The sequence below is a fragment of the Streptomyces sp. NBC_01334 genome, from assembly GCF_035983595.1.
Lineage (GTDB): Bacteria > Actinomycetota > Actinomycetes > Streptomycetales > Streptomycetaceae > Streptomyces > Streptomyces coriariae.
This window is the reverse complement of the sequence record NZ_CP130718.1, coordinates 1,154,931-1,173,936: the sequence shown is the minus strand read 5'-3', so window position 1 is coordinate 1,173,936 and position 19,006 is coordinate 1,154,931. Positions and strand designations below refer to the sequence as shown.

General features: G+C 72.9%; 23 protein-coding genes and 1 pseudogene. 12 read left to right on the top strand and 12 right to left on the bottom strand.

What is annotated here, in order from left to right; translation table 11 throughout:
- Window positions 1-232 precede the first annotated feature (232 nt).
- The 3 genes from OG736_RS05390 (at window position 233) to OG736_RS05380 (ending at window position 1,829) form a co-directional block, all read left to right on the top strand.
- Window positions 233-388, top strand: a complete 156-nt coding sequence (locus OG736_RS05390) for a hypothetical protein (RefSeq protein WP_327181398.1) — start codon at window positions 233-235, stop codon at window positions 386-388.
- Window positions 385-648: a hypothetical protein gene (locus OG736_RS05385; RefSeq protein ID WP_327181397.1), complete on the top strand. Its 264-nt coding sequence runs from the start codon at window positions 385-387 to the stop codon at window positions 646-648. Before OG736_RS05390 ends, OG736_RS05385 begins: the two co-directional genes overlap by 4 nt.
- A 281-nt stretch (window positions 649-929) precedes the next feature.
- On the top strand, window positions 930-1,829 hold the full coding sequence (locus OG736_RS05380) for a hypothetical protein (RefSeq protein WP_327181396.1): 900 nt from the start codon (window positions 930-932) through the stop codon (window positions 1,827-1,829).
- A gap of 55 nt (window positions 1,830-1,884) precedes the next feature.
- Here the strand turns inward: OG736_RS05380 and OG736_RS05375 are convergent.
- Window positions 1,885-2,358, bottom strand: a pseudogene (locus OG736_RS05375) (SDR family NAD(P)-dependent oxidoreductase); the annotation flags it as partial.
- A gap of 118 nt (window positions 2,359-2,476) precedes the next feature.
- Here OG736_RS05375 and OG736_RS05370 point away from each other — a divergent pair.
- Both OG736_RS05370 and OG736_RS05365 read left to right on the top strand, forming a co-directional pair.
- On the top strand, window positions 2,477-2,671 hold the full coding sequence (locus OG736_RS05370; RefSeq protein ID WP_327181395.1) for a hypothetical protein: 195 nt from the start codon (window positions 2,477-2,479) through the stop codon (window positions 2,669-2,671).
- Window positions 2,668-3,318: a hypothetical protein gene (locus OG736_RS05365; RefSeq protein ID WP_327181394.1), complete on the top strand. Its 651-nt coding sequence runs from the start codon at window positions 2,668-2,670 to the stop codon at window positions 3,316-3,318. Before OG736_RS05370 ends, OG736_RS05365 begins: the two co-directional genes overlap by 4 nt.
- 2 nt (window positions 3,319-3,320) lie before the next feature.
- On the opposite strand, the gene OG736_RS05360 is transcribed toward OG736_RS05365, so the two are convergent.
- Window positions 3,321-3,728 carry a nuclear transport factor 2 family protein gene (locus OG736_RS05360; protein ID WP_327181393.1) on the bottom strand — a complete coding sequence of 136 codons (408 nt, stop codon included), beginning with the start codon at window positions 3,726-3,728 and terminating at the stop codon, window positions 3,321-3,323.
- Between the two features lie 79 nt (window positions 3,729-3,807).
- Here OG736_RS05360 and OG736_RS05355 point away from each other — a divergent pair, with 79 nt between their 5' ends.
- Together OG736_RS05355 and OG736_RS05350 are read left to right on the top strand one after the other, a co-directional pair.
- On the top strand, window positions 3,808-4,371 hold the full coding sequence (locus OG736_RS05355; protein WP_327181392.1) for a PadR family transcriptional regulator: 564 nt from the start codon (window positions 3,808-3,810) through the stop codon (window positions 4,369-4,371).
- A gap of 5 nt (window positions 4,372-4,376) precedes the next feature.
- On the top strand, window positions 4,377-5,105 hold the full coding sequence (locus OG736_RS05350; protein WP_327181391.1) for a class I SAM-dependent methyltransferase: 729 nt from the start codon (window positions 4,377-4,379) through the stop codon (window positions 5,103-5,105).
- A 29-nt stretch (window positions 5,106-5,134) separates the two neighbouring features.
- Here the strand turns inward: OG736_RS05350 and OG736_RS05345 are convergent, their stop codons facing one another.
- The 7 genes from OG736_RS05345 to OG736_RS05315 form a co-directional block, all read right to left on the bottom strand.
- Complete coding sequence (locus OG736_RS05345; protein ID WP_327181390.1) at window positions 5,135-5,893, bottom strand: GntR family transcriptional regulator; 759 nt, start codon at window positions 5,891-5,893, stop codon at window positions 5,135-5,137.
- Between the two features lie 155 nt (window positions 5,894-6,048).
- On the bottom strand, window positions 6,049-7,215 hold the full coding sequence (locus tag OG736_RS05340; protein ID WP_327181389.1) for a serine hydrolase domain-containing protein: 1,167 nt from the start codon (window positions 7,213-7,215) through the stop codon (window positions 6,049-6,051).
- Between the two features lie 158 nt (window positions 7,216-7,373).
- Window positions 7,374-7,727 carry a nuclear transport factor 2 family protein gene (locus OG736_RS05335; RefSeq protein WP_327181388.1) on the bottom strand — a complete coding sequence of 118 codons (354 nt, stop codon included), beginning with the start codon at window positions 7,725-7,727 and terminating at the stop codon, window positions 7,374-7,376.
- Between the two features lie 9 nt (window positions 7,728-7,736).
- Window positions 7,737-8,705 (bottom strand): acetylxylan esterase, encoded by a 969-nt coding sequence (locus tag OG736_RS05330; RefSeq protein WP_327181387.1) that lies wholly within the window; start codon window positions 8,703-8,705, stop codon window positions 7,737-7,739.
- An 87-nt stretch (window positions 8,706-8,792) separates the two neighbouring features.
- Complete coding sequence (locus OG736_RS05325) at window positions 8,793-9,380, bottom strand: Rv1733c family protein (protein WP_327187524.1); 588 nt, start codon at window positions 9,378-9,380, stop codon at window positions 8,793-8,795.
- Between the two features lie 156 nt (window positions 9,381-9,536).
- A complete protein-coding gene (locus tag OG736_RS05320; RefSeq protein ID WP_327181386.1) occupies window positions 9,537-10,292 on the bottom strand; it encodes a ferredoxin reductase in 756 nt (251 codons plus the stop codon).
- A complete protein-coding gene (locus OG736_RS05315; protein WP_054240756.1) occupies window positions 10,285-10,890 on the bottom strand; it encodes a sulfite oxidase-like oxidoreductase in 606 nt (201 codons plus the stop codon). Before OG736_RS05315 ends, OG736_RS05320 begins: the two co-directional genes overlap by 8 nt.
- Window positions 10,891-11,089: 199 nt before the next feature.
- Here OG736_RS05315 and OG736_RS05310 point away from each other — a divergent pair, with 199 nt between their 5' ends.
- Together OG736_RS05310 and OG736_RS05305 are read left to right on the top strand one after the other, a co-directional pair.
- Entirely contained in the window at window positions 11,090-12,022 is a 933-nt protein-coding gene (locus tag OG736_RS05310) for a quinone oxidoreductase family protein (RefSeq protein ID WP_327181385.1), read from the top strand.
- Entirely contained in the window at window positions 12,019-12,747 is a 729-nt protein-coding gene (locus tag OG736_RS05305) for a GNAT family N-acetyltransferase (protein ID WP_327181384.1), read from the top strand. Before OG736_RS05310 ends, OG736_RS05305 begins: the two co-directional genes overlap by 4 nt.
- A gap of 16 nt (window positions 12,748-12,763) precedes the next feature.
- On the opposite strand, the gene OG736_RS05300 is transcribed toward OG736_RS05305, so the two are convergent.
- Window positions 12,764-13,225 carry a MarR family winged helix-turn-helix transcriptional regulator gene (locus tag OG736_RS05300; RefSeq protein WP_327181383.1) on the bottom strand — a complete coding sequence of 154 codons (462 nt, stop codon included), beginning with the start codon at window positions 13,223-13,225 and terminating at the stop codon, window positions 12,764-12,766.
- 249 nt (window positions 13,226-13,474) lie between these two features.
- Here OG736_RS05300 and OG736_RS05295 point away from each other — a divergent pair, with 249 nt between their 5' ends.
- Entirely contained in the window at window positions 13,475-14,368 is an 894-nt protein-coding gene (locus OG736_RS05295) for a putative protein N(5)-glutamine methyltransferase (protein ID WP_327181382.1), read from the top strand.
- Here the strand turns inward: OG736_RS05295 and OG736_RS05290 are convergent.
- On the bottom strand, window positions 14,361-15,065 hold the full coding sequence (locus OG736_RS05290) for a hypothetical protein (protein WP_327181381.1): 705 nt from the start codon (window positions 15,063-15,065) through the stop codon (window positions 14,361-14,363). The genes OG736_RS05295 and OG736_RS05290 overlap by 8 nt on opposite strands.
- A gap of 118 nt (window positions 15,066-15,183) precedes the next feature.
- On the bottom strand, window positions 15,184-17,250 hold the full coding sequence (locus OG736_RS05285) for a SpoIIE family protein phosphatase (protein ID WP_327181380.1): 2,067 nt from the start codon (window positions 17,248-17,250) through the stop codon (window positions 15,184-15,186).
- A gap of 243 nt (window positions 17,251-17,493) precedes the next feature.
- On the opposite strand from OG736_RS05285, the gene OG736_RS05280 reads away from it, so the two are divergent.
- On the top strand, window positions 17,494-18,399 hold the full coding sequence (locus tag OG736_RS05280; RefSeq protein ID WP_327181379.1) for a hypothetical protein: 906 nt from the start codon (window positions 17,494-17,496) through the stop codon (window positions 18,397-18,399).
- A 133-nt stretch (window positions 18,400-18,532) separates the two neighbouring features.
- Window positions 18,533-18,901 (top strand): hypothetical protein, encoded by a 369-nt coding sequence (locus tag OG736_RS05275; protein ID WP_327181378.1) that lies wholly within the window; start codon window positions 18,533-18,535, stop codon window positions 18,899-18,901.
- The last annotated feature ends 105 nt before the right edge of the window (window positions 18,902-19,006 follow it).

Below are 19,006 nucleotides of genomic sequence, written 5' to 3'. Positions count from 1 at the left end.
CAAGTGCTGTCGGCACTGTAGCACGCCGGTCGGTCCCGATGGCGTCAACGCGCCCATGGCGACGGTTGTTCCCCACGGTGCGGCCACCCAGCCGAAGGGTGACGCGGAGACGCTGTGCGGCCCTGCGACGACCCCGCCGTCCGTCGCCCCCGCATATACGAACCCCCGATGGCCCCGGGCCGACGCTGCCACCACCGCACTTCGGCGGCATGAACAAGGGACTTGGACAATCATGGGTCGACTGGCGGGGAAAATCGCCTTCATCAGCGGTACGGGAGCCGGAATAGGACGTGCGGCGGCGCTGCTGTTCGCGACGGAAGGGGCGAGTGCATTCGGCTGCGACATCGACGCCGACGGCGCCGCGGAAACCGTGGAACTCCCGCCGTGAACGCCGTACCGCTCCACATGACCGGCATGGCCAGCGGCGCGACCAGCCTGGTGCGCGAGTTCGGCCAGGGCCTCGGCCCCGCCGTCATCAGCACCGTCGCCATGAGCGCGGCGTCCGCCGCGCTGGTGGGCAAGCTGAGCGGAGCCGACGCCGGGATGGAGGCGGCCGCGGGACCCTTGCGGTCGTCAACGCCGGCAGCGACGGCGCCCGCGCGGCGGCCCAGGCCGCCCTCGGCCACGGGATGGCCGTCGGCGTGGTGATCTGCGGCTGCGCGTCGCTGCTGGGCGCGCTGGTCACGCTGTTCCTGGTGCGGAGGAGCACCGCGCAGGCGACGGTCGGCGCCCGGGTGCGGACGGCGACCGTCCAGGCGCCGGCCCCCGGCCGGACCAGCGGTCCGGAGGGAGAGCCGGACCGACGGCGCACACAGGAGAGGCCGGGCGAAAGTCCCGGCCTCTTCCGGGTTCTCCCACAGATGTCCCCAGAGGGTAACGATCCGTAACAGTAGGGGACTTGACCTCTATTTCTGCATTATCTTCACGTCATGTCCACGCCGCCTCAGCCCCCGCAGCAGCCGGAGCAGCCGTCCGATGCGCCGGCCCAGCCGAGCGCGTACCCCTATCCGCATCCGCAGTCGCCGGCCCCCGGCGGGCCGTTGGGCTTCCCGCCGGCGGCGCCCGCGACCCAGGCCGGCCAGCCGAGCGTCTATGCCCAGCCGACCCTGGTCGGGCAGCCCGCGCCGCCCCAGCCGGTCAACCCCTACCTCCAGCAGGGTCCGTACCCCGTGGTCGGCCCGTCGCCCGGAAGCGGCGGCGGTGGCGGCGGCGCGGGGAAAGCCGTCCTGTGGGGCGCCGTCGGAGCGGTGCTGGCGTCCGCGGCCTGGGCGGCCGGCGTCTTCCTGATCGGCGCCGAGGACGACCCCGACCTGCTCGGTTACTCGGCGCCGTCGAACCTGTGCAACTCCACGGACTACTCGTCCTTCAAGGAGGAGTACCCGGACAACGACACCTCCCCGACGCACAACACCCTCAAGGACGACGCCCTCGACGAGGGCCTGTGCAGCATCAGCCTGAAGAAGTCCACGTCCAGCTACGCGGACGCCTACCTGTACTCCCAGCTGGACCTGCACAAGAAGACCGACCCCGGACCGGAGTTCACCGCGGCCTGGAAGAACTACGCCGACAGCCACACGGGTTACGACGTGGAAGCCATCACGGGCATAGGCGACGAGGCCTATCTCGTCAGCAACGACACCACGTCCGGGTCGTCGAGCGGATCCCTCTACGCCACACTCGCCGTGCGGGACGGATGGGTGACGTACACGATGAGTTACAGCGCCTACTACTCCTCGTACGACGACGACAAGGACCCGCCGACGCTCGAAGAGGTCACCGGCTACCTGAAGACGGACACGAGGACGACCCTGGAGGACCTCGGGGGTTGAGGTCCGGCCACGGCAGGGGCCACCCGGCACGGCGGCCGGCACGCGGGCACACGCCTCAGCGGCCGGCCTCCGGCGCGTCCAGCGCGTTCGTGATCGCCATCACCCCGCCGTGTGCCGCGTACCCGCCGTCGACGGTTATCTCCGCGCCGTTGACGTACGACGCCTCGTCCGACGGCAGATAGTCGACGAGCGGCGCCACCTCCTCGACGCAGCCGGGGCGCCCCTGGGGCGTCATCGCCAGGTGCGCCCCCACGAACACCGGGTTCGCGGAGGCCATCAGCGGGGTCTCGATGTACCCGGGGTGCACCAGGTTGGTGCGGATCCCCCGGGGCGCCAACTCCAGCGCCGCCACCTTCGACAGTCCGCGCAACGCCCACTTGCCGGCCGTGTAGGCGACGGCGTGATGAGCCGTCAGGGCGGCCACCGAGCCGACGTTGACGATGGACGAGCCGGCCGGCATCAGCGGGCCGAGCGCCTGGATGCCGAGCAGCGCACCGGTCGTGTTCACCGCGAACGCCCGCTCCCAGTTCGGTACGACGGCGCAGCGGGCGAAGCCCTCGTAGCGCCGCGCCAGCCGCAACGGCCGTTGCGACTTCGCCGGCTACGGCGCCGCGGTCGTCGGCGACGGATCCGCGACCACGCTCGTCGTGGACGGCGCCCGGATCAGCACCAAGGGTGTCGAGCGCACCGGGGTCATCTCCGACGACGGCGCCAACGTGGTGGTGAAGAACTCCACTGTCCACACCCGCAACGGCGTGCTGCCCGCCGACTACCAGGCCACGGTCGAGACCCCGTACATGGAGTCGGCGCCGGCACGCTCACCCTCGACGGCGGCACGGTGATCAACTCCGAGCGGGCCACCTTCCTCGACAAGGGCCAGCAGAGCGCGATCACCGTCGACGGTTCGGGCGGCGCCCGCCTGAACCCGCGGGACGGCGTCCTCCTCCAGATGATCGAGCTGGACGACCCGGGCCCGGTGAACGTCGGCGGCAGGATGATGAACGTCGGCGTCTACACCGAGCCGACGACCGACCCCGTCAGGAACGTCTCCTTCGACGTCACCGCCGTCCACTCCGCCGACGGCGCGGCCACCTTCACCGCCATCGACCTCGAGGGCGACTTCTACAACGGCATGCGCAGCGGCAAGAACATGGTCCTCGCCTTCGAGGGGGCGACGCTCAAGGGCGTGATCTCGGCGACGAAGGCCCGGCACCGGGTGCCGTCGATCGACGCGTCCACCTTCTACGAGCTCGGCATCGTCACCAACACCGTGCGGCCCGCCGTGAACAACGGGGCGATCGTCCGGCTCGGCAGCGGCTCCGTCTGGACGGTCACCGGGACGTCGTGCCTGACCTCGCTGACCCTGGCCGCCGACGCGGTCGTGAAGGCGCCGCGCGGCAGGAGGGTGACCCTGGCCGTCGACGGGACGCCGACGGCCCTCACGCCGGGTGCGACCTACGCGGGAGCCCTCACCCTCACGGTGGCCTGACGTCAGGAGGCGGAGGCCGACCGGGCCTCCGCCTCCTTCAGGATCTCGTCGAACCGGGCCGCCATCGCCGCCGCGAGAGCCTGGGCGCCCGACAACGGGCGGACCATGACCGTGAGTTCGTCGATGAGCCCCTCCTCGTTCAGGTGGATGAAGTCGCAGCCGGTCAGCTCCCGCTCGCCCACCCGGGCCCGGAACACCAGCGCGTGGTCACGCCCGTCGCCCCCGTCGAGCTCGCGCTCGTAGCGGAAGTCCTCGAAGACCCGCGTCACCCCCCGCAGGATCGACGCGGTGATCGCCTTGCCCGGATACGGCTTGAACACGACCGGGCTGGTGAACACCACGTCCTCGGCCAGCAGCGCTTCGACGGCATCGAGATCGCCGGCCTCGACCGCCTCGCGGAACGCGCGCATCGGATCACCTCATAGCGTGAGTACTAAATTTGTTGAATAGGTGCCGACGACAATAATCGCCTCCTGCTACCGTGTCCATATGTCCCTCAAGTACGCCGTCCTGGCCGCCCTCCTGGAAGGCGAGGCCTCGGGCTACGAACTGTCGAAGGTCTTCGACGTCTCCCTCGCGAACTTCTGGCCTTCGACCCCGCAGCAGCTCTACCGCGAACTGGAGCGCCTCGCGCAGGACGGCCTGATCGAGGCCCGGGTGGTGCAGCAGGAACGCCGGCCGAACAAGAGGATGTTCACCCTCACCGAGGCCGGCCGCGCGGACCTGGACGCCTTCGCCGCCACCCCGCCGCGGCGACCCACCGCCATCCGCGACGAACTCCTCATCAGGATCCAGGCCATGGACGGCGTGGACCCCGAGGTGACCCGCGCGCTGGTCGAGGAGCGCAGGACCTGGTCCCGCGCCAAGCTCGACCGCTACCTGCGGGTGCGCGACCGCCTCCTCGACGGACACACCGAGGACGCGTACCTGACCGAGGCCGACCGGATCGGCCCCTATCTGACGCTGATGGCCGGTATCGGCTTCGAGGAGACGAACCTGGCCTGGTGCGAACGCGCCCTGCTGCTCCTGAAGCGGCGGACGGCCGTACGCTGACACGGATGTTCAGTCCCGAAGGCCCCACCCTGCGCGAACTCGCCGTCCAGGCCCTGTCGTCCGTCGAGCACGGCTACGACCTGCTCGCGCCCAAGTTCGACCACACGCCCTTCCGCACCCCGGACGCCGTCCTGGACGCGGTCGCCTCGGCCCTGAAGGAGACCGGCCCGTACGAGGACGGCCTCGACCTGTGCTGTGGCACGGGCGCGGGGGTCGAGGTCCTGGCGACGGTGTGCCGGGGGAGTGTGACGGGTGCCGACTTCAGCGCCGGCATGCTGGCGCAGGCGCGCCGGCGGACCCGTCCGGCGGGCCCCCGGGTGTCGTGGGTGCGCGCGGACGCCCGCGCCCTGCCGTTCACCACCGCCTTCGACCTCGTCGTCAGCTTCGGCGCGTTCGGGCACTTCCTGCCCCGCGAGCTGCCGGGCCTGTTCGCCGGGGTGCGGACCGCGCTGCGGCCGGGCGGATGCTTCGCGTTCCCCGTCCTGGCCCCGCCGAGGCGCTCCTCACCGGCGTTCTGGATGCTCCTCGGCTTCGACGCCGTGATGCGGGTGCGCAACGCCCTGTGGCGGCCGCCGTTCGTGATGTACTACCGCGCCTTCCGGCTCGGGGACGTGCGGCGCGAGCTGGAGCGCGCCGGGTTCCGGGTGGACCTCCGTGCCCTGCCCGAGTTCGGGACGAGGAGCGACGGAAGCCCACGGGTCCGTATGGTCGAGGCGCGCCGGACGGACCGCTGAGACGGTACGCGGAGCCCGTCCGGACGCGATCACCCGGCCGCGGGCAGCGTGAACGCGTAGACCAGCGCCTCCCGCCGGGTGTCCACCACCAGGTCGGTGATCTCCAGGGGGCGCGCGTACTGGTCGTGCACGCGCCGGGTGACCCGCATCGACGGGTCGTCGTCGAGATGCGTGATGCAGTCCCGGTGGTGCAGGGTCAGGCCCGCCCGGCGCATCCAGTCGTAGGCCCGCCGGAGCTCCGGCGAGGCGCTCGAGTCGGCGCGGTCGCGGTAGCGGGCCAGTTCCTCCACCTCGGCCAGGGCGACCGCGGAGAAGGACGTGACGGCCGTACGCAGACCGCGTCCGTCGGCGCGGGCGGACTCGTAGCGGTGCACCAGCGTCGGCCGGTGCGGGGCGAGCCCGAGCGCCTCGGCGTGTGCGGGCGGGGGCGCCTCCCAGCTGACGGCGGCGCGGGCCACCGCCGACGCGTCGTCCGCGGGCCGCGCGCCCACGGGAAAGGCGAGGAACGAGGGGGCGCCGGGCGACCCGGCCGGCAGGGCGGCGTGACTGCCCCGCCGGTCGGTCTCGACCAGCCCGTCGCTCCGCAGGACCTCCAGGGCCTGCCGTACGGTCTGCCTGCTGACGCCGAAGTGTCCGGCCAACTGCCGCTCGGCCGGCAGCCGTTCGCCGGGAGCGATGGTGCCCTCGCGCAGCTCGCCGAGCAGCTCCGTGGCGATCCGCCGGTACAGCGGCCCTTCGTCGGGGTGCGGGTGGACATGAGGGGTGGTGGGGGTGGTGCTGCGGGCCATGCCGCGCGCCTCCTGTGGGTGACGTGCCGTGGTCGTGCGGACTCGGTGCGCCACCAGATCTAGCATTGGTCTAAACCAGCAGGGAAGGGCCGACCGCCCGATCGGCCGAAACCGGACCGCCCCGCACCGTCCGAACGCCCGCGCCGTGCCAGCGCTCAGAGCGCGCTGTACAGGGCGTCCACCAACGCCGTCTTCCGCGGGTCGTCGGCGATGTGCGGTCCCATACGGTTCATCACGTACCCCAGCGACACCCCCGCCTCCGGGTCGGCGAGCCCGCACGAGCCGCCGAAGCCGTCGTGTCCGAAAGCGCGGGGGTTGGGTCCGTACGATCCGTTCGGACCGCTGAGCCACAGCCCGAGCCCGATCTCCGTCTCGTGCGCGAACCCCGCCCCCAGTACCAGGTCCCGGCAGGCACCCTGTCCCTCGCGCACCCGCTCGGCCGCATCGGGGGACAGGACACGACGCCCGCCGTACGCGCCCCGGCCGGCGAAGATCCCGTAGAGCGCGGCCACCGCCCGCGCGGTGCCGTGGCCGTTGGCCGCCGGGATCTCCGCGGCCCGCCAGCGCGGCGAGTTGGCCTCGCTCGCGCCCGCCGCCGGATTGGTCAGGGCGGCGACGGCCGCCGGTGCCAACTGGCTGAGGATCGCGGCCTGTTCGCTGGACGAGGCGACCGGCGGATGCACCAGCTCGGCCGCCCGCCCGGCCTCCTTCTCCGGCAGCCCGATCGTGAAGTCGACGCCCAGCGGACCGGTCACCTCCCGCTCCAGGAAGGCCCCCGGCAGCAGCCCCGACACCCGCCGCACCACCTCCCCGACGAGGAAGCCGTAGGTGAGCGCGTGATAGCCGGACCGGGTGCCCGGCTCCCACCAGGGCTCCGTGGCCGCGAGGCGGGCGGTGGTGAGCTCCCAGTCGTAGAGCTGCTCGAGGGAGTGCGGCTCGCGCAGACCGGCCAGACCCGCCCGGTGGGACAGCAGATGCCGGACCAGGACACGCTCCTTGCCCGCCGCGCCGAACTCCGGCCAGTACGCGGCCACCGGCGCGTCGAGGTCGAGCAGCCCCCGGTCGGCGAGGATGTGCGCGCACAGCGCGGTCGGGCCCTTCGACGTGGACCACACGTTGACCACGGTGTCCCGCTCCCACGCGCGCGTGCCCGCCGCGTCGGCCCGGCCGCCCCACAGATCGGCCACCACTGCGCCGTCGACCGTGACGCTCACGGCGGCGCCCAGCTCGCCCCGGTCCCGGAAGTTCTCCTCGAAGGCCGCGCGCACCGCCGCGAACCGTGGGTCGCAGTGGCCGTGGATCTGTGGCACGTGCTCGGACATGGAGCCTCCGTCGTCCGCCGGAACCCCGGACCGCTACGGTGCGGCCCGGGCACCCCGAACGTACCGACTGGTCGGACTGGAGGGAAGTGTGCCGAACAGATCCTGGATCACAGGAGGAAGGTCCGCCCCGTCGGCTCCTGGTGGCCCTGCGCCGTATGCTAGTAGTCGCGTGACTCGACCGCGAGCCCGGCCTCGTCGAACCGGACGAAGACACAGCCGGCCAGCGTGCCGGCCGCCCCGTCCTCCTCGGCCAGCACCCGGAACTCCGCCACCGCGACCCGGTCCGCGCCCACGAGCGGGGGCGAGAACCGCACGTCGGTCACCCGCTCCGCCGCGAACGACCAGCGCAGATAGGCCCCCAGCTCGGCCCGCCCCCGATGCGGCTCGCGGAACGGCATCGACCGGTGGACGCAGGTCTCGGCGTACAGCTCCAGCAGCGCCGCAACGTCGTGCGTCGCCCAGGCCCGCTCCCACACCCCGGTGAACCGCTCTGCGGCGGCACGTGTGTCCATCGCCGGCCGTCAGACGTACGACCGCAGCCAGCGCAGCTTGGCCGCCTCCTGGTAAGGGCCGCCGCCCTCGTGGTCGTTGAAGTCGTACACCTCGATCTCCTTGTCCTCGTGCGCCCACGCGTTGAAGGCGGCGAACACCGTCGACGGCGGGCAGGTCTGGTCCTCCAGGGCCGCGGAGAACAGCGCGGGAGCCGAACCCCGGGACGCGAAGTGCACCCCGTCGAAGTACGCCAGGGTGCCCAGGACGTCCTGGGAGCGGCCGCGGTGCGTCTTGAGGAACAGCCCGATCTCGCGGTACGGGTGACGGTCCGTCAGGACCGCCGCGCGCGGGAAGTCGCACAAGAACGGCACGTCCGGGGCGATGCCCGCGAGATCCGGAACCAGGCCACCCACGGCGATCGTGATGCCGCCGCCCTGGCTCCCGCCGATCGCCACGGTCCGTGCCGCGTCGGTGAGCGGGTGGGAGCGGGCCGCCTCGACCGCGCGCACCGCGTCCGTGAACACCCGGCGGTAGTAGTAGTTCTCCGGGGCGTCGATGCCCCGCGTCATGAAACCGGGGTACGAGGGAGCGCCGCCCACCGGGTCCGCGGTGCCGCCGCCACCGCCCCAGGCGCTGCCCTGGCCACGGGTGTCCATGATGAAGTGCGCGCGGCCCGTCGACGCCCACAGCAGATGCTCGTGCGGCAGCCCGCGTCCGCCGCCGTAGCCGACGAACTCCACGACCAGCGGCAGCGGTTGCTCCGTCCCGGCGGGCAGCGTCAGCCAGCCCTTGACGGGATGTCCGCCGAACCCGGCGAAGGTCACGTCGTACACCTGCACCGTGGTCAGACCCGTGTCGACCGGCTCGAAGCGGGCGTCCAGGTCGTGCTCACGGGCCTCCTGGAGGGTCTTGGACCAGAACGCGTCGAAGTCCTCGGGCTCGGTGGACGCGCTGCGGTAGGTGCGGAGCTCCTCGTCGGTCAGGTCGAACAGGGGCATGAAGGACCGCCTTTTGTTAAGTGCCCATACGAATGATCACACCGTACGTGGGCACCGGGAGACCTCGCCAGACCCTGGTCAGGAGCTTCAGGCGGGCCTGCGGCGGGTCCACTGGGGTTCCGTGCGGGCCCACTCCCGCTCCCATTCGCCCAGCCGGTGCCGCATCGCCACCCGGCGGATCACGGTGTGCCCGAGCAGCACCACGACGGCCGTACCCCCGGCCGCGCACGCGCCCATGGTGAGGGTGTGCTGCCAGACCATGGTGTCGTTCGGCGGCGGTTCGACGTTGCGGCCCCGCGTGTCGAACCAGACGTCCACCATCTCGCCCGCGCGCGTGCCCGCCGGAACCCGGGCGGTGGCCGTCCGCGCGGGCTCACCCGGCGGGGTCCACCGCACGGCCACGGTGGACATCTGCTGTCGGACGCCCTCCACCGAGGGCAGCGCTTCGGGAGGGTGACCGACGACCTCGGCCCGGACCCGGTGGCGTTCGGCCCGCAGCCGGTCCGCGACCGCCTGGGCGTCGGTATGGCCCCACTGGCCGGCGAGCGCCCCGGCCAGCGGCACGGCGACCAGCAGCAGCACGGCGACGAAAAGCGCCGTCCACGCCTCCACCACGTCGGACCGGCGTCGCAGCGGGTTGTCCCGCCGGCGCCAGCCGCGCACCCGGTCTCGCATGTCGACCTCCTCGCCGTCACGCGTACGAGTGCCCACATGAGCGTCATACCCCGTTCGGAGTACATCGTTTCACGCATCGTTCACGTCGGCCCCTCGGCAGCCGGGGACGCCGGGGACGGGTGGGGAGGGAGCGGCCCGGTGGGGCGGCCGGGCGGGTCAGCCGAAACGTTCGATCCGGATGCGGTCGACCGGCTGCCCCGCCCGGACCAGCAGCCGCGAGGCGTGCTCGGCGAACGCGTTGGAGCCGCACACGTACGCCTCCCAGCCGCCCGCCGGTTCCTCGGCGAGCAGCGGGGCGAGGTGACGTGCCGCGAGCCGCCCCACGGGCACGCCCTCCGGCGCGCTCCGCGTGAACACGGGCGTCGTCTCGGCGCCGTACTCCCGCGCGTAGATCAGCTCCTCGGGACCGCGCGCGGACACCAGCAGCCGCAGCGGTACGTCGAGGCCGCGAGCCCGGTGGTGGCGGACCATCGACATCAGCGGGACGACCCCGGAGCCGGCGCCGATCAGCAGGGCGGGCCGGTCGCCGGGCCAGGCGAAGAAGCCGCTGAGCGGACCTCGCACCTGGACCTCGTCACCCGGCTCCGCCCTGGTGTGGAACCAGCCCGAGACCTCGCCGCCGTCCACGTGGTCCAGGGTCAGCTCGACGTGCCCGTCGTCGTCGGGCGCCGAGGCGATCGAGTAGTGGCGTTGGGCGGTGTAGCCGTCGTCGGCGGTCAGCCGCAGCATCAGGTGCTGGCCGGGCAGGTGTCCCGCCCACGCGGGGACCGCGAACCGGAAGGTGGCCGCGTGCGGGGTCTCGCGGCGGATCTCGGTGAGCGTCGCCGTCTGCCACAGTGCGGCGGCCCGGTTGCTCACGGCGATCCGGCCCGGCACCGCGAACCGGGTCGGGGGAGTGAAGGTCTCAGTCACCGGCGTACCTCTGCTCCTCCCACGGGTTGCCCCGCGCGTGGTAGCCGTTCTGCTCCCAGAAGCCCGGCTCGTCGTGGTCGAGCAGCCGCAGGCCCGCGATCCACTTGGCGCTCTTCCAGAAGTACAGGTGCGGCACCAGCAGTCGTGCCGGACCGCCGTGCTCGGCCGCGAGGGGCTTCCCGTCGTACTCCCAGGCGATCCACGCCCGGCCGCCGGTCAGGTCGGACAGGGGCAGGTTGGTGGTGTAGCCGGTGTGCGAGTACGCGACGGCATGGGTCGCGGACGCGTCGGGCCGGACGGCCGCGAGGAACGCGTCCAGGGACACGCCCCCGAACCGCACCCCGAACTTGGACCAGCTGGTCACACAGTGGATGTCGCCCTCGTACGCGGACTCCGGCAGCGCGTGCGCCTCGTCCCAGTCCCAGGTGCGGGGCGCCGCCACCAGCCCGTCGACGCGGAAGGTCCACTCCGCGGGCGCGAGGTCGGGTGTGACCTCGGCGGACAGCACGGGCCAGTCGTCGCCCGCGTCGTACTGGCCGGGGGGCAGTCCCGGACGGTGGGCACGGGGGCGGCCGGTGAAGCCTCGGGTGACGTTCATGCGGTTCCAGCGGGACGACGGCGGATGTTCACGCAGTCAACCGTACGTGCATGTCAGCCGTGCTCCGCACCCGGTCCGCCCGCCGATCATTAAGCCCGTATGAACAGTCCCGCGAGGGGGGAATAGCCACCGGGCCCGGGCTCTTGCACGTGTCGTTCCGGATCCAGCGGTCCGGTGCCAGCGAAGGAGAGTGGGAGCAATGCCGAAGGCGTACGTCTTCACCCGGTACGGCGGCCCGGAGACCGAGGCCCTCGTCGACCTGGACCGCCCCCGGCCCGGGCCCGGCGAGGTGCTCGTCGCGGTGCGTGCGGCGGGTGTGAACCCGGTCGACTGGAAACAGCGCACGGGGTACCGGCGCCCCGGCGAGAGCGGCGAGCGCGTGTTCCCCTCGGTCCTGGGCAACGAGGTGGCCGGCGTCGTCGAGGAGAGCGGCGAGGGAGTCACCGGTTTCACGCCCGGCGACGAGGTGTTCGGCACCGCGGTCGCGGGCGGCTACGCCGAGTACGCGCTGCTGGCCGCCGGCATCACCGCCCACAAGCCCGCCGGGCTGTCCTTCACCGACGCCGCGACCCTTCCCGTGGCCGCGGCGACCGCCTACGACGGTGTGCACCAGCTCGACCTGCCGGCCGGGGCGACACTGCTGGTCACCGGCGCGGGCGGCGGAGTCGGGGTCGCCGTCGCGCAGATCGCCCGCGCCCGCGGACTGCGTGTCGTGGGCGTCGCGAGCGAGGGCAAGAAGGACCTCCTCGAGTCGCTGGGCGCCGTGCACGTGCCGTCCGGCCCGGACTGGGCGGCGGCGGTGCGCCTGACCGCGCCGGACGGTGTCGACGGCGTCTACGACCTCGTCGGCGGCGAGGTGCTGCACGAGGCGGCCGGCCTGGTGCGCGACCGCGCCCGGCTGATCACGGCCGGAGCCCCGGCCGAGGAGGTCGAGCGGCTGGGCGGCGCCCGGGTGGCCCGCGCCCGTGACACGGCCGTTCTGCGGGCGGTGGCGGACCTGGTCGTACGCGGCGAACTGAACCCGCATGTCACCCTCACGTTCCCGCTGGAGCGGGCGGGCGAGGCGCTGCGCGAGGTCGAGAGCGGCCACGCCCGGGGCAAGGTCGTCCTGGAGATCGGAGCGGACGCATGAGCGCCATCGAGCCCCCGCACGTCCTCGACAACCCCGCCCTCGCCTCCCTCACCGGCCCGCACGCCCACTTCGCCGAGCGCCGGGGCCGGGTGCTGCGCTACCCCGTCGACGTGTCGCCGTGGCTGGCGCTGCCGGACGAGCCGGACGCGGCCGACTGGGCGGATCTCGCGGCGCTCGCCGGTCCCGGCGCGGAGGTCCCGCTGCCGGGCTTCCGCGGTGAGCTCCCGGCCGGGTGGGAGCTCACCCTCCAGATCGAGGGCGTGCAGTTCGTCGACGACGGGCTGGCCGCCGCACCCGAACCCGAGGCCGTCCGGCTCGGTCCCGCCGACGTACCCGAGATCCTCGACCTGATCGCCCGTACCCAGCCGGGGCCGTTCGAGGCCCGGACCATCGAACTCGGCACCTACCTGGGCATACGGCGGGGCGGCGCCCTGATCGCGCTGGCCGGCGAGCGCCTGCATCCGCCGGGCTGGACCGAGATCAGCGCGGTCTGCACCGACCCCGCCTTCCGGGGCGAGGGCCTGGCGACCCGGCTGATCCTGGCCGTCGCCCACGGCATCCGCGAACGCGGCGAGACGCCCTTCCTGCACACCAGCGCCGGCAACACGAACGCCATCCGCCTCTACGAGTCCCTGGGCTTCCGGCTGCGCCGCAGAACGGCGTTCCTGGCGGCACGGGTGCCGGAGCGGCTGGGGGAGGGGCGGGAGTCGGTCCCCGTGGCGTAGCGAACCGGCCGGGGGGTCACGGGGCCGCCGGGGGAGGCGGATCGCTCCCGGCGGCGGGCCCGCGCCACGCGTTGTAGCGCACCAGGTACTCCGCGAACCGCTCCAGGTCCGCCTCCGGCCACTGCGCCAGCCGTTCCCGGAAGGCCGTACGGCGGCTCTCGGTGACCTGGGCGAGGATGCGGCGGCCCGTGTCGGTGAGATGCAGGACCTGCACCCGGTGGTCCTCGGGGTCCTGGCGCCGCTCGATCAGGGCGGCGCGCTCCAGGGCGCCGACCTGGCGGCTGACCGTGGACTTGTCCAGGGCGTAGTGCGCGGCGAGGTCGGTGGCCCGGCAGCCGCCGCTCTCCTCCAGGTGGCCGAGGAGCGTGTAGGACACCAGCGACAGTTCGGGGTGCAGCCGGCCCGCCGAGGCACGGGCCCGCCGGGCGAAGCTCGTCATCTCCCGCTGGATGGTCTCCACGGCCTCGGGTGCTTCCACCGGTCCTCCCTCACTAGCCTGGTTGCATAGTACAACTCAGGTGGCGAGGGATTCCGTGCCCGGAACGTCGTCCGCTCTCTGGGGTAGGGTGGCCGTCCGGCTGCGGAGGTTCCCAGTCGCGCGTGACCGAGGAGGTGAGACCCATTACCGCAGTGTCAGGTCGGGTGCTCTCCTCCCGTGACAGCGTGGATCGCCGCCGGTAGGCGACCGTGAGAGCGCCCTTCGGCTTCCGAAAGGCTTCTCGGCTTCATGCCCCCTCGTTCTCCCGCCTCTTCGCCTTCTCCCGCTTCTCCCTCTCCGCGTTCTTCTGCTTCCTCTCGTTCTTCTCGTACTTCTCCCGTCGGTTCCTCGTTTTCCCCGACCTCCCCCTCGGCGTCCCGTGACGTCCTGGTCGCCGTTCTGCGGGGTGCCGGGTGCGTGTTCGCCGAGGACGAGGCGGAGTTGATCCTCACCGCGGCCCGCACGCCCGACGAGGCCGCGGCCATGGCGGCCCGCCGCGCGGCGGGCCTGCCCCTCGAACACGTCGTCGGCTGGGCCGAGTTCCACGGCCTGCGGATCACCGTCGAGCCGGGCGTCTTCGTGCCCCGCCGCCGCACCGAGTTCCTCGTCGACCAAGCCCTCGCCGCGGCGCCGCACGCCTCCGTCGTCGTCGACCTGTGCTGCGGCTCGGGCGCCGTCGGCGCCGCCCTCGCCGCCTCCCTCGGACCGGTCGAGCTGCACGCCGCGGACATCGACGCGGCGGCGGTGGGCTGCGCCCGGCGCAACATCGCCGAGCACGGCGGACACGCCTACGCCGGCGACCTGTTCGCGGCGCTTCCCGGCCAACTGCGGGGCCGAACAGACATCCTGGCGGCGAACGTGCCCTACGTCCCCACCGGCGAGGTTCCCCTGCTGCCCGCGGAGGCCCGGGAGCACGAGCCGCTAGCCGCCCTCGACGGCGGCGGTGACGGGCTGGACGTGCTGCGCCGGGTCGCGGCCGAGGCGCCGCGCTGGCTCGCCCCCGGCGGCTGTGTCCTCGTCGAGACCAGCGAGCGCCAGGCCCCGGCCGCCGTCGAGGCGTTCACCCGCGGTGGTCTGACGGTGCGTCTGGCCAAGGACGAGGAGCTGTACGCCCACGTGGTCGTCGGCACCAGGGTCAGGTAGCGGCTCCGCTGCCCGTGGGCCCGGGGGAGCGGTCGCCCCCGTGGTTCCACGGGCCGTGCCCCGGGGAGTCGCCGCGCCGGTCGCCGGGGCCGCGTTCGCCCGGGCCGCGTTCGTCGAAGGTGCCGGACAGGACGCGGTCGGCGGTGTCGGTGTCACCGGAACGGGAGCCGACGACGAGGACGGTGTCGCCCTTCTTCAACGCGTCGGCCCCGGAGCCGGAGGCGCCCTCGGCGGACACGGTCGTGTCCGCACCCACCGTCCACGTCCACGAGACGCCGTCCTCGCTCCTGACGGTGACCCGGTCGTCGGCCACCTTCGCCACGGTGCCCCACTGCCAGACGCGGACGACCCAGTCGCCGGTGTCGGGGTCCTTGACGGTCGCCTCACCGTGCGCGGCGTCCCCGCCCAGGCCGAACCACGGGCCGCCGTGGGCGTGCCGTCCGCCGGGCCCCTCGGAGGAGGACGCGGACGGGGCCGCCGGGGGCGAACCGCCACCGGAGTCCCCCGAGGTCGCCGCGTAGGCGACGGTGCCGCCGAACGCCAGGACGGCGACGGCGGTGGCAGCGATCACCGCCCGGCCGCGGGCCGACCGGCGCCGCCACAGCGCGCCCAGGTCCGCACGGTCCCGTTCCCCGTCGACCGGCCCCGAGAGCAGTTCGACCTCTTGTGGCCCTTCGGGCCTGTCCGGCTCCTGCATCACGGCTCACTCTCCTCGGCCACGACGGCGGCACCACTGCCACGCCTCACTGTGATTGTCCGAGGTGTCCGGTAAGGAAGCGATAACAAAAGCCTGTGAATCGGACGGGCGGCGCCGCTCACTCCCCGGCCCGCGCACGCGCCACCAGCAGGGCCACGTCGTCGTGGTTGTCGGGGTGGTGCAACGCGCTCAGCAGCAGGTCGCACACCTCCTCCAGCGGCCGCGCGGGATCGTCGAGCAGCGCCAGCAGTGCCTCCAGGCGTTCGTCGAGCGAGTGGGTGCGGGTCTCGACCAGGCCGTCGGTGTACAGCACGAGCTGGTCGCCGGGGGCGAAGTCGACGTCGGTCGTGGAGAACGGCACCCCGCCCACGCCCAGCGGCGCGCCGGTGGGCAGGTCGAGCAGCTCCGGCGGACGGCTCGGGCGGATGTGCACCGGCGGCAGATGGCCGGCGTTGGCGATCCGGCATCTCCCCAGCCGGGGATCGTGGACGGCGTACACGCAGGTGGCGATGGAGTGGTCCAGGCCCTGGGTGATCCGGTCCAGGTGCTCCAGGAGGACCGCCGGGTCGAGGTCGAGGGAGGCCAGGGTCGTCGTCGCGGTGCGCAGTCGGCCCATCGTGGCGGCGGCGTCGATACCGCTGCCCATCACGTCACCGACGACGAGCGCCGTCTTGCCGTCCGGGAGCGGGATGACGTCGAACCAGTCGCCGCCGACCTCGGTGGTGGCGCCCGCGGGCTGGTAGCGGGAGGCGACCTCGAGGCCGCCCGTGACGGGCGGATGGCTCGGCAGCAGGCTGCGCTGGAGGGTGAGCGCGGTGGTGCGGGCGCTCTGGTACCAGCGGGCGTTGTCGATCTGGACGGCCGCCCGGGCCGCCAGCTCGCGCGCGAGCAGCAGGTCGTCGTTGTCGAACGGCAGGGGGTTGCGGGTCCGTTTGAGGTCGAGGGCGCCCAGTACCTCGCCCCGCGCGATGAGCGGCACGGCCAGATAGGAGTGCACACCGGCCCGCGCGAGCAGGGCGGCCGCCTCGGGGGAGTGGGCGATGCGCCCGAGGTCCTCGTCCTTGACCTGGGCCACCATGACCGGCCGGCCCGAGCGTACGCACTCGGTGACGAGCCGGTCGGGCGCGTAGCGGGCCACCTGACCTGGCTGGTCGGCGGCCCGCAGGGCGTCGGGCTCGTCGGCGCCGCACACCGCGAGTGCGCGGATCACGGCCGACTCGGCGGGCCCGAGGCTGGTGCGGCGGCCCGCCATCACCGCGTCGAGCAGATCCACCGCGGCCACGTCCGCCAGTTCCGGCACGGCCACGTCGGCCAGCTCGAAGGCGGTGCGCTCCAGGTCCAGGGTGGTGCCGATCCGGGCGGAGGCGTCCGCGATCAGTGCCAGCCGGCGGCGCGCCGCCTCGGCCTCGACGGCGGCCCGGTGCCGGCCGGTGACATCGACGACCGACACGGCCACGCCCAGCACGGTGCCGCGGGCGTCCTCCAGGCGGTACAGGGAGAGTGACCAGACGTGGTCCTCGTCCGGATCGGCGGGGGTGCGGCCGACCGTGGACCGGTCGACGAGCGGCTCCCCGGTCCGCAGCACCTGGCGCGCCGCCGCCTCCAGCGCCGCCGCGTCCAGCCGGGGCAGCACCTCGTGTACGGTCCGGCCGAGGTGATCCGCGGCGGGAACGCCGTTGATCCGCTCCAGCGCCGGGTTGACCGAGACGTACCGCAGTTCGGTGTCCAGGACGGCGAGGCCGTTGGGGGACTGCGCGACCATCCGCGTCGACAGCGCCAGGTCCCGTTCCAGCCGGCGCACCGTCGTCCGGTCGGTGGCGAGACCCAGGGCGTAGACGTCGCCCCGGTCGTCCATGAGGCGCATGTTGCGGAACTCCACCAACCGGGTGGTGCCGTCCTTGCGCCGTATCGGGAACGCCCCCGCCCAGCTCTCGCCGGTGGCCATGACATCGGCGAACAGCTGCACGACCAGGTCGACGTGGCGTTCGTGGACCATCACATGGGCCGCGTACCGCCCCAGCGCCTCATTGGCCGAGTACCCGAACAACTCCTCGGCCTGGGGGCTCCACAGGGCGATGCGCCCCTGGGTGTCGAGCACCACGGAAGCCACGTTGAGCACGTCCAGCAGGCCGCTGGGCGCGGTCGGGCCACCGCTCTCAGCCGCGGACGATCCGGCTCCGTTCATGCCACGCACCGCCTCCGCATATCGACGCGGCACGCCGTCCCCCGTGCCGACTCCCCTGTTCTACCGTGCTCAACCCTTTTCTCCCACGCCTTGGGCGCCCTTCTTCATGCTCCTCCAGTACGGCGTCGCGCGCCGTTCTCCTCAAGGCCCGCACCTGTCCATGGAATTGGTCTGTACATGACCATCCTGCCGGGCCAGACTGTCCGCCGAGCGCGCCCCACCCCCCACTCGACGAGGAGTCCCATGCCCCTGCGTCCTGCCCGCCGCCGTCGCACCACGGCCGGCACCGCCCGTACCGCCGCCCGCACCGCCTCCCTGGCGCTGGCCGTGGCCACGGTCGCCGTCCTCTCCGCGGCCCCGCCCGCCGCGGCCGCCGACACCTGGACCGAGGTCGGCTCCGACCGCGCCGACCCGCTGACCGAGAGCCAGGGCCTGGCGTCGGTCGAGGTCCCGGCGGGCAGCGCCAACCGCTACACCGGCATCGGCACCATCCCCTTCTCCGTCTCCACCCGGGGCTGGAACCACGTCGGCGACCCCGACGCCTCCTACGACGGCTACTACGTCGAGCCGTACCAGAGCGACTCGAACAACGCGAAGATGTACCGCGTGCAGGCACCGGGCGGCGCCTGGTCGGAGTACGTCCACGCGCTCGGCTCCGGTGAGGCCCTGAACAACTCCTGGGCGGCGATCACCCCGAACAGCCGGTGGATGCTGTCCGGCGAGTGGGGCACCATGACCCGATTCCTCGTCTTCCCGACCCCGGGCGCCAACCCCGCCACCTCGCCCTCCGCGAACCTGCCGCAGGTGTCGACCGTCCGCCTCGACCATGCGGTGCGCGATGTCCAGGGCTGCGACTTCACCGGCCCGACCACCCTGCTGTGCGCCTCGGACGACCCGGCGGGCACCCTCTTCGGCATCACCAAGCCCCTCCTCCAGATCGACCTGTCCGCCGAACCGAACGGCACCTCCGACGTCACCGGCCATGTCACCGCCCTGCGCCAGCTTCCGCTGCGCAGCTCCTGCTCGGGCACGTTCGAGGCCGAGGGCATCGACTACGACCGCCGTTCCGGCACCCTGCGGGTGATCGTCGTGTCGCCCGGGTTCTGTGTGCTGACCGACAGCAAGACCTACCGCTTCACCCGGAGCTGACCGGGGTCGGACGGGCCTCCGGCGCCCCTCCTGTCGCTGGTCCCACTCGGAAAGTGGTGCTTTTCTGGGGATGTGGCGCGGTTCGCGGGGAACCCGCACCTCCGCGTCACATCCCACGAGAGGAGCGATCACGATGGATCGCGAACGACCGCACGAGGAGTCCGTCTCCGTCGAGATCAGCGGATGCAGCAAGGAGGACGCCCGGATCGTGTTCGACATGCTCAGCGAGTGCTTCGAATCGGACCGCGGCAGTGACGAGGTGCCGCAGCAGCTGCACGAGAGCCGTCCGATGGTGTGGCTCGGCACCTTCGAGGTGACCGAGACGCACGACTGCGCCCGCCCGGCCCGGCTTTCGTCCTCCGTGGAGGCCGACGCGCAGGGCAGCTACTGGGCGATCGAGCGGCTCCGCTCGACGCTGGACTCGGTCTTCGCGGTGCGCGACCTCTCCTCGGCGTCCGGGGACCAGGAGCGGGAGCTGCACGTCCTGCTGGAGAGTCGGTGAGGCGGCGACGCCGGTGACCTGCGGCACATGACGCCGATCCCATTGTGCAACTAGTTGCACAACCCGTGCGCGGTCCTCTAGAACTGGAGGGAAGACACCGCGCAC

What these genes read in the sequence shown, in the direction of transcription:
- OG736_RS05280 (WP_327181379.1), top strand. Translation starts at nt 17,494, where the DNA reads ATGCCCCTGCGTCCTGCCCGCCGCCGTCGCACCACGGCCGGCACCGCC.
- OG736_RS05390 (WP_327181398.1), top strand. Translation starts at nt 233, where the DNA reads ATGGGTCGACTGGCGGGGAAAATCGCCTTCATCAGCGGTACGGGAGCC.
- OG736_RS05330 (WP_327181387.1), bottom strand. Translation starts at nt 8,705, where the DNA reads ATGCCCCTGTTCGACCTGACCGACGAGGAGCTCCGCACCTACCGCAGC.
- OG736_RS05345 (WP_327181390.1), bottom strand. Translation starts at nt 5,893, where the DNA reads ATGGCCCGCAGCACCACCCCCACCACCCCTCATGTCCACCCGCACCCC.
- OG736_RS05350 (WP_327181391.1), top strand. Translation starts at nt 4,377, where the DNA reads ATGTTCAGTCCCGAAGGCCCCACCCTGCGCGAACTCGCCGTCCAGGCC.
- OG736_RS05340 (WP_327181389.1), bottom strand. Translation starts at nt 7,215, where the DNA reads ATGTCCGAGCACGTGCCACAGATCCACGGCCACTGCGACCCACGGTTC.
- OG736_RS05285 (WP_327181380.1), bottom strand. Translation starts at nt 17,250, where the DNA reads ATGAACGGAGCCGGATCGTCCGCGGCTGAGAGCGGTGGCCCGACCGCG.
- OG736_RS05315 (WP_054240756.1), bottom strand. Translation starts at nt 10,890, where the DNA reads ATGAACGTCACCCGAGGCTTCACCGGCCGCCCCCGTGCCCACCGTCCG.
- OG736_RS05360 (WP_327181393.1), bottom strand. Translation starts at nt 3,728, where the DNA reads ATGCGCGCGTTCCGCGAGGCGGTCGAGGCCGGCGATCTCGATGCCGTC.
- OG736_RS05310 (WP_327181385.1), top strand. Translation starts at nt 11,090, where the DNA reads ATGCCGAAGGCGTACGTCTTCACCCGGTACGGCGGCCCGGAGACCGAG.
- OG736_RS05275 (WP_327181378.1), top strand. Translation starts at nt 18,533, where the DNA reads ATGGATCGCGAACGACCGCACGAGGAGTCCGTCTCCGTCGAGATCAGC.
- OG736_RS05325 (WP_327187524.1), bottom strand. Translation starts at nt 9,380, where the DNA reads ATGCGAGACCGGGTGCGCGGCTGGCGCCGGCGGGACAACCCGCTGCGA.
- OG736_RS05290 (WP_327181381.1), bottom strand. Translation starts at nt 15,065, where the DNA reads ATGCAGGAGCCGGACAGGCCCGAAGGGCCACAAGAGGTCGAACTGCTC.
- OG736_RS05305 (WP_327181384.1), top strand. Translation starts at nt 12,019, where the DNA reads ATGAGCGCCATCGAGCCCCCGCACGTCCTCGACAACCCCGCCCTCGCC.
- OG736_RS05295 (WP_327181382.1), top strand. Translation starts at nt 13,475, where the DNA reads ATGCCCCCTCGTTCTCCCGCCTCTTCGCCTTCTCCCGCTTCTCCCTCT.
- OG736_RS05380 (WP_327181396.1), top strand. Translation starts at nt 930, where the DNA reads ATGTCCACGCCGCCTCAGCCCCCGCAGCAGCCGGAGCAGCCGTCCGAT.
- OG736_RS05335 (WP_327181388.1), bottom strand. Translation starts at nt 7,727, where the DNA reads ATGGACACACGTGCCGCCGCAGAGCGGTTCACCGGGGTGTGGGAGCGG.
- OG736_RS05355 (WP_327181392.1), top strand. Translation starts at nt 3,808, where the DNA reads ATGTCCCTCAAGTACGCCGTCCTGGCCGCCCTCCTGGAAGGCGAGGCC.